We start from the raw sequence: 12,039 nt of genomic DNA on the forward strand, positions 1-12,039 counted from the left end.
TCACCCACCCTCCGACTCGAACGCAGGGTCGGGCTGCTGTTCGAGGAGCACGACGCGCACGTCGTCGGCGGCGGCGATCGCCGGCGCGTCGAGGGCACCGACTTCGACCGACAACGACACGGTGCCGAGTGCCGAGTTGGCATCGATGGGCAGGCCGACGGTGCGCCCCTCGACGACCGTCGGCTGCCCGTCGACGGACGTCGCAGACGTGGTGGGCGGCACGACGAGTTGCACCCGTGACCGTTCGCGCAGGCCGATGGGCAACGCGCCGCGACTCACTTGGAGTGCAACGACGGATCGACCGGCGCTCACCAGCGGATCGGACTGCAGCGAGTTGGCGCTCACCAGCGATCCGGAGACGATGCGGACCTTTGCGAAGCGCCCCGAGATCGCCTCGAGTTGGTTTGCCGGGATCGCGTCGATCGAATCGTCGAGGTCGGCGTCGACACTGCGGAGCATGCCGGGAGTGATCTCGGTGCCGGCAGGGATGTCACGAACCGCCTGCACGACTGGTTCGGCATCGTCGAGCGAGGAGTAGACGAGCACGTTGCCGCCGATGGCGATCGCGCCGAGTGCCACACCGGCCGCGATGCGGTTCCGACGGCGCGCCGTCGGTCGGAAGCCGGTGGTCCGGGTAGTCGACTCGCTCACGTGTCCGCCTTGCTCTCGCCGAGTCCGGTGATCTCGAGGTTCGTCGACGGACTCGGCGGGGTCGTGTCGAAACGCAGGGCGGGCCATCCCGACAGCGCGAGGGTCAGGGCTGCGCCGGCGACGAGTCCGGGTCCGAAGGGAAGGTGACGACGCCGACCCGCCAAGCCGACGACTGCGGTCGATGCCGAGGCCACCAGCAGGGACACGAGCGCGAGTTGAGGGTGGACGAGTCCGATCGCGGCGCCGAGCACCACAGCGGCCTTGACGTCGCCGAAGCCCATCGACGACGGTGAGACGAGGTGCATCGCCAGCAGCGGTGCGGTGAGCAGTGCGGCGCCGAGCGCAGCGTCGCTGGTCGCCGATGCCGGGTCAGCCACCGATCCGACGGCGCACTCGATCGCCAGAGTGATGATCAGCGCGAGGGCGGCGACGAGGACCATCCGGTTGGGAAGCCGACGCACCTGGACGTCGACGAGCGCCGGGGGGATCAACGCGACGACGCCGACGGCCGCAGCGATGGGGACCTGCTGCGTCGCGACGGCGATGACGCAGACCATGGCGACACCCATCGCGGCGACCAGGAGCGCCTGGGTGCTGCGTGTCACTGCGGTGCGATACGTCGGGCGAGTGCCAGGCGCGGCGGGTGGTTCGGCCCCCACGTTCTCGACTGTGCACAGCGATGTGTCCGCCATAGCTCCGCCCCCCAGCAGCACCTCGCTCCCCAGCGAGACACGAGAGACTAGTTGCGTCGGTTCTGGCGTGTCGAGGGGCAGTTTGCTCGAGCGGGGTGGCGACGGCCGCGGCGCGGCGATCTGTCGGTTGCGATCGGGGTGGGTGCGATCGGGGTGGGTGCGATCGGGGTGGATGCTGCTGATCGCGCGGGTCGGACGTTGCTCCATGACGACCCCGTGCGTAGCGAACGGCCAGGACGGGAAGCCTGATCGCTCGAGGCCGTGCGCGGACGGTCGGGGAGTGATCAGGGGCAGTCGGGTAGCGTTGCGTCGTGCACATTCTCCTTGCCACCGACGCCGACTGGATCGTCGACGAAGTGACCAACGCACTCGGCGGGCCCGACGACACGTTCACGGTGTGCCGTGACGGCCGCGTCGTGACCGATCAGATCGAGGCGCGCACGCCGGATCTGGCGATCTTCGATCTGCAGGTGGGCTCGATGGGTGGCATGGCGATCACGATGTCGCTGCGCCTCGACGAGTCGGCGGGCGCCTTGCCGCACGTCCCGGTGTTGATGCTGGTCGATCGTCGCGCCGACCTGCACCTCGCCCGTCGCTGCGGTGCCGAAGGCTGGCTGATCAAGCCGCTCGATGCGTTGCGGCTCAAGCGAGCGGCGAAGGCGATCGTCGGTGGCGGCACCTACACCGAGGGCGTGCCGTCCGACGCCGCACCCGTCGAGGCGATGATCCCGCTGACCGATCAGGAATCCGCGGACGATGTGACGTCGTCGGAGGAAGAAACCGTCGACGCTGGATAACATCGGCGACGCTACGGGGTGTAGCGCAGCTTGGTAGCGCGCCACGTTCGGGACGTGGAGGTCGCAAGTTCAAATCTTGTCACCCCGACCACGAACCCCCAGGTCACCGTCGTGACCTGGGGGTTTCGCCGTTTTCGGGCCGCCCGCCGAGCGTCTGCGACGTGTCGGACCGGGCCGGACCTCGATTCGGCGAAAAGGCCGGCGACGATCTCGAGAGATTTCCTACCCTGAACGTCATGCGCCGCTCCAAGATCTTTGCCGTGTCCGTGTCGATCGCTGCCCTGGTCGCTGCCTGCGGGGGTGATGACGACGGCGGTTCCGGGCCGCTCGGCGCGCCAGGTGCCGACGACCCCGCCGCGATTCCCGACGACGTGAACCAGGCACTCGATGACGCAGGCATCGACCTCGACGATCTCGAGAACCTGGACCTGGACGATCTCGAGAACCTGGACTTGGACGAGTTGACCGCGGACCTCGATGATTTCGCCAGCAGTTTCGGAGGTGATGGCGGCGGCACGATCACCGTGGCCGAGGTCACCTACACCGTCGAGGCCGACGTGTGTTTCGTCTTCCCAGGCGACTTCACGCTCGACGGGCCGGCCACCGGATCCGACGGTTCGATGGCCTGGGTCGACGCCAGCTACAGCATCACGACGAGGGAGGACATGGCCGAGTTCGTGGACGAGTCGCAACTCGAGTTCCTCTTCCCGGACGGCACCGACGAACTGGTGGACATGACCGTGTCGGTCAACGTGGGCCAGACCGGACGCTTCGAATCCGTCGAGGATCAGCCGGCGTGGTCCGCGTACGGCGGTGACGTCATCGACCTCGGCCTCGAGTTGGACTGGGAGTTCACCGGCAGCGGGCTGCGCGGCAGCGGCGAGGCCACCGACGACAACTACGTCGCGGTGCAGTTCGGTGAGTCCGTTCCCATCGAGTTCGACATCGGCTGCAGCTGACCAGCCCGCCGACCCGCGGTGGTCCTCGTCGTCGGTTCGGGCAGACTCGACGGGTGGTGTTCGCTCCTCCCGTGGCAGCCGGCTCAGCTGAGCGTCGGTTACACCCGAAGGTCCGGGTCGTGTGGTGGATCGGCGGGGTCGTGTCCGACCTGGTGTTGATCGCCGTGCTCACGTTCGTTGCGGTGATGATCCAGGCGAACTCTGAGGCCTCGGTGCCGTTCGGTCTGCCGTGGACGCCCATCGGCCTGGTCGCGGTCAGCGTCGCAGCGCGCACCTGGTACGTGCGCGCCGCGTATCGAGCGTGGCGGTATCGGCTCACGCTGGAGGGGATCGAACTCCACCACGGTGTGTTCTGGAAGCAGGCGTCCGCGATGCCGTACCACCGGCTGCAGCAAGTTGATGTCGGACAGGGCCCGCTGGAACGTTGGTTCGAGATGTCGAGCGTGCAACTGCGGTCGGCGGCGGCGACGACGGATGCGTCGATTCCGGGGCTGTCGCACGCCGAAGTCGAGGATCTCCGGCGCCTCCTCATGCAGCGCGCCGGTCGAGATGACGGTGCCTGACGCGCACGGCGCCGACGGCGAGATCGACACGGTCCCGAGTGTCGTTCCTCGGCGACTACACCCGCTCAGCCCACTGGTGTCGGGTCTGTTCTTCGCGGCTCGAGCGTGGCCCGTCGCGCTGCTGTCGATCGCCCGGGGCGCGTGGTTGCCGATGGCGGCGTTGGTCGTGGGCCTCGTCGTCTGGCGCTCGCTGGTGTGGCTCCGAACGACGTACGGCATCGGGTCCGACGGTCTCACGGTTCGTTCGGGGATCGTGTGGCGCAACGTCCAGGTGGTGCCGCCGCAGCGGGTGCAACAAGTCGAGGTGCGTCGTCAACTCCGACACCGCGTCACCGGATTGGCCGTGGTTCGCATCGGGCTCGCGGGCGGAGGCGCCGACTCGCAAGTCGAGCTCGACGCGCTGTCGGATCCTGACGCCGTCGAACTGGCTGCGACGCTCGAGCGGTGGCGGACACGCCAGACGCAGATCTCTGACGTGGCCGCCGTCGCCGCTCCCCGCGCTCAGGTCCTCACCGCCTCCGGCGCGGTGATTCCCCCTCCGCCCCGGCCGTTGCCTCCTCCTCGGCCGCCTCGACCGCCACTGCTGCGTCTGACGACCAAGCAGTTGATCATCGCCGGACTCACGAGCCGCTCGCTGTGGGTCGCGCCGTTCGTCGCCGTCGCCGCGTTCGTCCAGTTCGCCAACGACAGTGATTTCGCCTTCGACTCCACCGACAGGGCGCGCTCCGTCATCGCCGCCTCGTCACCGGTCTTGCTGGTCGCCGCGTTGCTGGTGGTCGGTCTCGTCGTCGCTGCGGTCGGCACGGTGATCAGCCACTACGACCTCACGGTGGAGGAGGTCGACGACGACCTCGTCGTACGGCGTGGCCTGCTCGATCAGCGCACCGTGACCATCCCGCGGGATCGTGTGCAGTACGTCGTGCTCGCTGCGCACGTGATCCGGCGCCGTCTTCGTCTTGCAGCGCTCGACGTCCGCACGGCCGACTTGGGTGGAGGCGCAGCACAAGGCGAGTCGTCGACGTCGATCCCGATCGGCGATCGGGCCGAGCTCGACGCGATGGTGCCCGAACTGCTCCGCGGTGTCGACGTCGCCGACACGCATCGCCACCCTCCCGCTGCGGTGCGGCGTTCCGTCGTCCGCTACGTCATCCGTGGGGTGCCGGTCGCTGCGCTCGTCGGGCTGTTCATCGCCGGCGTGTGGGCGGGTGTGGTCGCAGCGGCGGTCGGCCTGCTCGGCTCGATGTTGCTGGGGTGGCTCGCCGGTCGCCGGCTGCGTTCGGGCTGGAACGCGACGGCGATCGTCACCGAGCGCGGGGTGATCGCCTGGCGGCGAACGGTGGTACCGATCCGACGCGTGCAGAGCGTCGGCATCCTGCAGAACCCGTTCCAACGCCGGTTGGGTCTCGCCACCGTCCGCCTCGATGTCGCCGGTTCGGTCGGTGGCGTCGAGCTGCTCGACGTCTCGATCTCCGACGCCACGGCGCTGACCGACCTGCTCCGTACCCCGCTCCGTCTCGACCGGGGACCGAGCGAACCGAGTGGCACGGGCGGCGCGGTCACGGATGGTCGGGGAGGGTGCTGAGTCCGTCGAGAATGAGGTCGAGGACGATCTCGAAGCTGCTGCCGGTGTGTCCGTCGATGTGCTGGTGGACGTGGGCGATGGTGTGCGGGTGGGCGCTCGGTGACAGCGAGGCGAGGAAGCGCTCGACGATCGCCGGGGCGTCGGGGTCGTCGGCGTGGACTCCCATCGAGAGTTCCTGCAGCGTGTAGCCGAGCACGTGGTTGGTCACGGCGTGGAACCCGAGGTGAGCGACGTCGGGAGGGAGCCCGCTCTCGTCGAAGTGGCGGAGCAGGAGCTCCATGTGGTCGATTCGATTCGGGCCAGGCAGGTAACGCTGCCACAGCGCCGGCGCCCACGGGTGTCGGACGAAGGTGGCGCGGGTCGCCACCGCGTGAGCGCGAACGGCGGCGAGTGAACGCACCTCGGGCGGCGCCTCGATGGATCCGGCGACCGCATCGACCATGAGCGTGAGGAGCTCGTCCTTGTTCGCGACGTGGTTGTAGAGGGCCATGACCTTGAACCCGAGTCGTTCGGCGAGTCGGCGCATCGTCAGCGCGTCGACCCCCTCGTCGTCGGCGAGTTCGATGCCGGCGGCCACGATCTGGGCGGCGTCGAGCGGTGGTCGCCGTACCGGGTTCGCGGTCTGGTTCGCGGCGTGATCTGGCGTCTGGTTCGGTGGTGTCACGTCGGTCTCACGTCGGTCTCACGTCGGTCTCGGAGGCTCGCCACCACCGTAGCCCTTGACAACGTACGCCGTACGTATCAGACTGCCGTCACGTACGTACAATGTACGTTTGACGCTTCCGACCGAACCGCTGCCACACGCAGGAGCCTTCATGCAGATCGAACCCACCGCCACGACCACCGCCACCGAAACCAACACCGCCGGCGTCCCGACGACGATGCGAGCGGCGGTCGGCCGGCGCTACGGCGACGCCGACGTGCTCGAGGTCGCCGAGGTGCCCGTGCCCGAGCCGGGTCCCGGTGACGTGCTCGTGCGTGTCGAGGCCACGTCGCTCAACGCGCTCGACTGGCACTTCGTCACCGGCACGCCGTACCTCCTGCGCCTCATGAACGGGTTCCGTCGACCGAAGCGAACCATCCCCGGCGCCGACGTCGCCGGAACGGTCGTCGCCATCGGTGCGGACGTGACGCGATTGCGGGCGGGCGACCGGGTGTTCGGCGAAACCAACGGCGGCGGGTGCGCTCCCTACGTGACTGTCCGTGCCGAACATCTCGTGGCGATCGCGAGCCAGGTGTCGTCCGAGTCGGCGGGGGCGACGCCGGTCGCCGGACTCACCGCGCTGCAGGGCCTGCGAACACACGGCGCCGTGCAGACGGGCGACCACGTGCTCGTCAACGGCGCGGCCGGGGGCGTGGGAACCTTCGCCGTCCAGATCGCCAAGGCCCTCGGTGCCGAAGTGACCGCCGTGTGCAGCGGCCGCAACGTCGAGATGGTCCGAGCGATCGGCGCCGACACCGTCATCGACTACGAGCACGAGGATGTCGTCGACGGGGGCGAGCGCTTCGACGTGATGCTCGACAACGTCGGCAACCGCACGGCGAAGGAATGCGTGTCGGTGCTGCGGTCGGGAGCCCGCTATGTCGCGGTCAGCGGTCCCAAGGAGAATCGGTGGCTCGGTCCGGTCCCGTTCATCGTGGCGACTGCACTGAGGTTTCGCTTCGCCGAGCCGTCGTTCCACCAGTTCACCGCGTCCCCGAACGACGACGACCTCACCACGCTCGGCGACTGGCTCGCCGACGGATCGATCGCGCCGGTCATCGACCGTGTCATCGGGCTCGACGAGGTCGCCGCAGGGATCGCCGAGATCGGCACCGGTCACGCCCGGGCGAAGATCGTGGTCGTTCCCACCTGATCGCCGACGATCCGACCGGCGTCATGGTCTCCGATTGCTCAGGAGATGGTCGTCGCTGTGTCGAGTCGGACGTCGTCGCAATCGAGTTGCTCACCGCGTTCGGCAGCGGCGTAGTGCTCGATCTTCGACGTCAGTGCTCGGCGGGCGACCTCGAGTTCGGCGATCGCTCGATCGATCGTGTCGCGATGTTCTTCCAGCATCGTGCGCCGTTGCTGCACCGTGCCCTCGCCGGCTCGGACCATTCGGGTGTAGTCGGCGACGCGTTCGAGCGGCATGCCGGTGGCCCGGAGACGACGTACGAATCGGATCCAACCGAGATCGTCGTCGTCGTAGATCCGCCGACCGCCGCCGTCACGACGAACCGGCGGCATCACCCCGACGCGTTCGTAGTAGCGCAACGTGTCGACCGTCGTCGACGTCGCGTCGGCGGCTGCGGCGATCGTGTACGAGGTCGTCGTGCTCACGATTTCTCACTGTAGGGGGTTGCCCTGGAGTGCACTCCAGGATGTTGACTGTGGCCATGACCGACGATTCCGAACCCACCGTCCCGACGACGAACACCGAGGCAGTGCCGAGCGCGACGATGCCGTCAGCGCAACTCGGGCCCTCCGGACCGATCGTGTCGCGACTCGCACTCGGAACGATGACCTTCGGCGCCGAAACCGACGAAACCGACGCGCACGAGCAGCTCGATCGGTTCCACCAGGCGGGCGGCACGTTCATCGACACCGCCGACGTCTACGGCCAGGGCGAGTCGGAGCGCATCGTCGGCCGTTGGCTCGATCAGCGGCGACCCGACGACGTCGTCATCTCGACGAAGGGTCGATTCGCTCCGCCGTCCGGGTCGGCTGGCGCGTCGCGACGGGCACTCGTCCGTTCGATCGACGCGTCGCTTGATCGGCTCGGGGTCGACGCCATCGACCTCTACTTCGTCCACGGCTGGGACGACGTCACGCCGGTGGAGGAGACGCTCGACGCGCTGAGCGCCGAGGTCCGCAAGGGCAAGATCCACTCGCTCGGTTGGTCGAACGTCACCGGCTGGCAGCTCGCCACGATCATGACCACCGCCCGACTCGGTGGTCACGTCGTCCCCACGGTCATCCAGCCGCAGTATAACCTGCTCGATCGCACGATCGAGATCGAGGTGCTGCCGTGCGCGCTCGCCGAGCGCCTGGCGATGACGCCGTGGTCGCCGCTCGGCGGTGGCTGGCTGACCGGGAAGTACCGGCGCGACGCGCGTCCGACCGGCGCCACTCGGCTGGGCGACGACCCGGACCGTGGCGTCGAGGCCTACGACACGCGCAACATCGACACGACCTGGGACGTGCTCGACGTGGTGCGCGCCGTCGCCGAGCGCAACGAGCGATCGATGGCCGACGTCGCGATCGCGTGGTTGCTGCGTCGGCCGGGCGTGGCGTCGGTGCTGCTCGGTGCCCGTACCGTCGGGCAACTCACCGAGGTCCTCGACGCCACGACGCTCGATCTGTCGGGTGACGACCTCGATCGGTTGGCGCAGGTGAGCGCGCCGGGCGTGCCCACCTATCCGTACACGATGATCGAGCAGTTCACCGAGGCGACGATCTGGCACGACCTCGGCACCCACCGCATCGCCCCCTGACGGCGGCGCTCAGGCGAAGCCGGTCGCCGTCGGATTGACGCCCTCCACGATCTGTCGAGCTCGCTCGGTGATCGCGGGCTTCGACTCGTCGTGGGTCAGGATCCAGAACGTGTCGGAGACGACGGCGTCGTGCACGGCGTCGGCCACCTGTGACGGAGGGAGACCAGCGGCGATCAACTTGGCGACCAGCGACTGGGTGTCGCTCGGCACCGCCGGCTCGCCGTCGGGGCGCAACGACTCGGGCAGGTTGCGGTGGCTCGATCCGATCGCGGTCTGCACGAAGGCCGGGCACAGCACCGACACGCCGATGCCCGTTCCGGTCATCTGCATCTCCTTGGAGAGCGTTTCCGACAGCGCCACCACGCCGTACTTCGACACGTTGTACGGGCCCATGAGCGGCGCCGACGCGTGTCCGGCCATCGACGCGGTGTTGACGACGTGGCCACCCTCGCCGTGTTCGATCATGGCGGAGAGGAACACCTTGCAGCCGTAGATGACCCCCCACAGGTTGACGTCGATGACCCACTTCCACATCTCGAGGTCGTCGGGCTCGGCCACCTGCCCGCCGGAGCCGACACCGGCGTTGTTGCACAACACGTGGACGTTGCCGAAGGTCTCGCGAGCGAGCGTTTCGAGTCGCCGGACGTCATCGAGCAGCGAGACATCGCAGGGCATGCCGATCACCGACGCACCGGAGTCGGCAAGCGACGCGACAGCGGCATCGAGCGGACCGACTTCGACGTCGCCCAGCACGATGCGCATTCCTGCCGCAGCGAATCGGTGCGCCATCGCGAGTCCGATCCCGCTCGCCCCACCGGTGATGACTGCGGTCTTGCCGCTCAGTTCGTTCATCCGCCGAGTCTTGACGACGTCACCGTCACGGCCCACATCGGCCGACCACCACCGCGCCGATGTGGTGCCTGATGCCGGATCGACGCGTACGATCGAGAGGGTGGATTTCGCGGAGCTGCAGGACGTCATCGAGCGGACCTATGGCACGAGGGATCACGAGCGGGGGGTGGCGGCGACGGTTGCGTGGCTGGCCGAAGAGGTCGGCGAGCTGGCACAGGCGGTACGCAAGGGCTCGCGTGAGCAGCAGCTGCACGAGTTCGGCGATGTCGTCGCGTGGGTCGCGACGCTCGCCAATCAGCAGGGCATCGATCTCAACGAGGCGATCCAGCGATTCGCGCGGGGCTGCCCGAAGTGCGAAGCGATTCCTTGCGCCTGTTGATCTGCCTGCCGGCGACCGTCAGCGGCTGGCAGCGATCAGTTCGGCGATCTGCAAAGCGTTGAGCGCGGCGCCCTTGCGCAGGTTGTCGTTGCTGACGAACAGCGCGAGCCCGCGTCCGTCGGGCGCACCTTCGTCGGCACGAATCCGACCGACGTAGCTCGGGTCCTGCCCCGCGGCCTGCAGCGGCGTGGGGATCTCGGAGAGCTCGACGCCCGGCGCGTCGGCGAGCAACTCGATCGCTCGCTCGACGGAGATCGCACGCGCGAACTCGGCGTTGACCGACAACGAGTGACCGGTGAACACCGGGACGCGCACGCACGTTCCTGACACCAGCAGATCGGGGATGTCGAGGATCTTGCGGCTCTCGTTGCGCAGCTTCTTTTCTTCGTCGGTCTCGAACGAACCGTCGTCGACGACCGAGCCGCACATCGGGAGCGCATTGAACGCGATCGGCCGAGCGAATTTGGCGGGTGCGGGAAACTCGATCGCGGAGCCGTCGTGGGTGAGTTGGTCGGCGTGGTCGACGATCTTGCGGGTCTGCTCGTGGAGTTCTTCGACCCCGGCGAGTCCGGCGCCCGAGGTCGCCTGGTAGGTCGACGCGATCAGACGGGTGAGTTGGGCTTCATCGTGGAGCGGCTTCAGCACCGGCATGATCGCCATGGTCGTGCAGTTCGGGTTCGCGATGATGCCCTTGGGCGCCTGCATCGCGAGATGTCCGTTGACTTCGGGGACGATCAGCGGCACGTCGGGATCCATGCGGAACGCCGAGGAGTTGTCGATCACGATGGCGCCGGCGTCGGCGAACTTGGCAGCGAACGCCCTCGACGACGTGGCGCCAGCGGAGAACAGCGCGATGTCGAGTCCTGACGGATCGGCCGTTTCGGCGTCTTCGACCACGATCTCGCCGTCGCCCCACGCCAGCGTGCTCCCGGCCGATCGAGCCGACGCGAAGAAGCGCAGCTCAGCGACCGGGAAGTTCCGTTCGGCGAGGAGCCGCCGCATCACGCTGCCCACCTGACCGGTGGCACCGACGACTCCAACCCGCAATCCCGACGACGACCCGTTGCTCATGCGTTCAGGCTAACGGCGACGCCCGAACGCGACGGCGGCGGTTTCGTGCCGCGATGAGCGTCCGCTGCTTCCTGACGCGACGTGTTGGCGCCCCTTGTTGGCGCGATCGACGTCGCGAACTGGCAGAATCGACGTCGTGGGTCGTCGCGGTCAACTCGTTCCTTGGAAGTCGGCGGGTCGCATCACCGAGCGCCAGACGAGCGGCGACGAGGTCGTCAAGACCACCGGATGGGTCTTCAACAACGAGACCGGGTCGACGTTGACGCTCGAGCAGTTCGTCGCGACCGGTGATTCGGAGGTTCCGGCGTACCTCACGGTGTTCGGGCTGCGCGATGCCGACACCGAGCAGCAGTCGATGATCGAGATCGGGTGCGGCATCGGTCGGATGACCTGTGCATTCACCCGCGAGTACGGCTCGGTGGTCGCCTCGGATCTCGATGCAGGGTTCCTCGAGCGGTGTTACGAAACGGTGGGGCAGTTCGGCAAGATCGATCGACTCCGCACGCTGCATGTCGCCGACGGCCGTTCGCTCGATCTGCCTCCGAATTCTGTCGATGTCGCGTTCAGCTACATCACGTTCCAGCATTGCGATCCCGACGACGCGCTCGAACTCACGTCGGAAGCGGTGCGCGTCACCAAGCCGGGTGGACGCATCGTGCTCAACTATCGGAGCCGCAGCAGCATCGACGTGATCGTGCTGCCGCTCGGCGGTCTCGTACGCGGTCTGTTCCGTGTGCCCGGGCTCGGCGGCTGGCTGGCGAGCCGTCGGTTCTTCGCTCGGCTCGGCTGGCAGGCGAACCGATTGAGTCCCGACCAGATCATCGGGCCGCTCGCCCCACTGCTGCGCGACGTCGAAGTCTGGCGGAATCCCAAGTCGAAGGTGACCGGCTACCAGGCCAGCATCAAGGAGTTCGACGGGATCAACAAGAACCATTACTGGATCGTCGCCACACCGCGCTGACTCGACGCTCGACATGTCGCCACGGCTGGCGTGAGCGTCGTTCCCGGGTCGCCTTTCC

General features: G+C 68.0%; 14 protein-coding genes and 1 tRNA gene. 9 read left to right on the forward strand and 6 right to left on the reverse strand.

Annotated elements, in window-relative coordinates; genetic code table 11:
* A complete protein-coding gene (locus ACE37B_RS13040) occupies positions 1–651 on the reverse strand; it encodes an SAF domain-containing protein (RefSeq protein WP_409923759.1) in 651 nt (216 codons plus the stop codon).
* A complete protein-coding gene (locus ACE37B_RS13045; protein WP_409923760.1) occupies positions 648–1,310 on the reverse strand; it encodes a prepilin peptidase in 663 nt (220 codons plus the stop codon). The genes ACE37B_RS13040 and ACE37B_RS13045 overlap by 4 nt, the downstream gene beginning before the upstream one ends.
* 344 nt (positions 1,311–1,654) lie before the next feature.
* Between ACE37B_RS13045 and ACE37B_RS13050 the strand changes: the two genes are divergently transcribed.
* From ACE37B_RS13050 to ACE37B_RS13070, 5 genes are all read left to right on the forward strand, one after another.
* Positions 1,655–2,140, forward strand: a complete 486-nt coding sequence (locus ACE37B_RS13050) for a response regulator (RefSeq protein ID WP_409923761.1) — start codon at positions 1,655–1,657, stop codon at positions 2,138–2,140.
* 14 nt (positions 2,141–2,154) lie between these two features.
* A tRNA-Pro gene (locus ACE37B_RS13055) sits at positions 2,155–2,231 on the forward strand.
* Between the two features lie 145 nt (positions 2,232–2,376).
* Positions 2,377–3,099, forward strand: a complete 723-nt coding sequence (locus ACE37B_RS13060) for a hypothetical protein (RefSeq protein WP_409923762.1) — start codon at positions 2,377–2,379, stop codon at positions 3,097–3,099.
* A gap of 119 nt (positions 3,100–3,218) precedes the next feature.
* On the forward strand, positions 3,219–3,662 hold the full coding sequence (locus tag ACE37B_RS13065; RefSeq protein ID WP_409923763.1) for a PH domain-containing protein: 444 nt from the start codon (positions 3,219–3,221) through the stop codon (positions 3,660–3,662).
* On the forward strand, positions 3,649–5,244 hold the full coding sequence (locus ACE37B_RS13070) for a PH domain-containing protein (protein WP_409923764.1): 1,596 nt from the start codon (positions 3,649–3,651) through the stop codon (positions 5,242–5,244). Before ACE37B_RS13065 ends, ACE37B_RS13070 begins: the two co-directional genes overlap by 14 nt.
* On the opposite strand, the gene ACE37B_RS13075 is transcribed toward ACE37B_RS13070, so the two are convergent.
* Positions 5,219–5,908, reverse strand: coding sequence for a TetR/AcrR family transcriptional regulator (locus tag ACE37B_RS13075; RefSeq protein WP_409923765.1), 690 nt, complete (start codon positions 5,906–5,908; stop codon positions 5,219–5,221). The two genes, ACE37B_RS13070 and ACE37B_RS13075, sit on opposite strands and share 26 nt — an antisense overlap.
* Before the next feature lie 109 nt (positions 5,909–6,017).
* On the opposite strand from ACE37B_RS13075, the gene ACE37B_RS13080 reads away from it, so the two are divergent.
* Entirely contained in the window at positions 6,018–7,100 is a 1,083-nt protein-coding gene (locus tag ACE37B_RS13080) for an NAD(P)-dependent alcohol dehydrogenase (protein WP_409923766.1), read from the forward strand.
* Positions 7,101–7,138: 38 nt separating this feature from the next.
* Here ACE37B_RS13080 and ACE37B_RS13085 read toward each other — a convergent pair whose 3' ends face one another.
* Complete coding sequence (locus tag ACE37B_RS13085) at positions 7,139–7,564, reverse strand: MerR family transcriptional regulator (protein WP_409923767.1); 426 nt, start codon at positions 7,562–7,564, stop codon at positions 7,139–7,141.
* A gap of 56 nt (positions 7,565–7,620) precedes the next feature.
* Here ACE37B_RS13085 and ACE37B_RS13090 point away from each other — a divergent pair, with 56 nt between their 5' ends.
* Positions 7,621–8,718, forward strand: coding sequence for an aldo/keto reductase (locus ACE37B_RS13090; RefSeq protein WP_409923768.1), 1,098 nt, complete (start codon positions 7,621–7,623; stop codon positions 8,716–8,718).
* Between the two features lie 9 nt (positions 8,719–8,727).
* Here the strand turns inward: ACE37B_RS13090 and ACE37B_RS13095 are convergent, their stop codons facing one another.
* Positions 8,728–9,570, reverse strand: a complete 843-nt coding sequence (locus ACE37B_RS13095; protein WP_409923769.1) for an SDR family NAD(P)-dependent oxidoreductase — start codon at positions 9,568–9,570, stop codon at positions 8,728–8,730.
* Between the two features lie 100 nt (positions 9,571–9,670).
* On the opposite strand from ACE37B_RS13095, the gene ACE37B_RS13100 reads away from it, so the two are divergent.
* Complete coding sequence (locus tag ACE37B_RS13100) at positions 9,671–9,949, forward strand: MazG nucleotide pyrophosphohydrolase domain-containing protein (protein ID WP_409923770.1); 279 nt, start codon at positions 9,671–9,673, stop codon at positions 9,947–9,949.
* Positions 9,950–9,967: 18 nt separating this feature from the next.
* Here the strand turns inward: ACE37B_RS13100 and ACE37B_RS13105 are convergent, their stop codons facing one another.
* Positions 9,968–11,020 carry an aspartate-semialdehyde dehydrogenase gene (locus ACE37B_RS13105; protein ID WP_409923771.1) on the reverse strand — a complete coding sequence of 351 codons (1,053 nt, stop codon included), beginning with the start codon at positions 11,018–11,020 and terminating at the stop codon, positions 9,968–9,970.
* Positions 11,021–11,156: 136 nt separating this feature from the next.
* Between ACE37B_RS13105 and ACE37B_RS13110 the strand changes: the two genes are divergently transcribed.
* Positions 11,157–11,981: a class I SAM-dependent methyltransferase gene (locus ACE37B_RS13110; RefSeq protein ID WP_409923772.1), complete on the forward strand. Its 825-nt coding sequence runs from the start codon at positions 11,157–11,159 to the stop codon at positions 11,979–11,981.
* The last annotated feature ends 58 nt before the right edge of the window (positions 11,982–12,039 follow it).

This window comes from Ilumatobacter sp. (assembly GCF_046290335.1).
Lineage (GTDB): Bacteria > Actinomycetota > Acidimicrobiia > Acidimicrobiales > Ilumatobacteraceae > Ilumatobacter_A.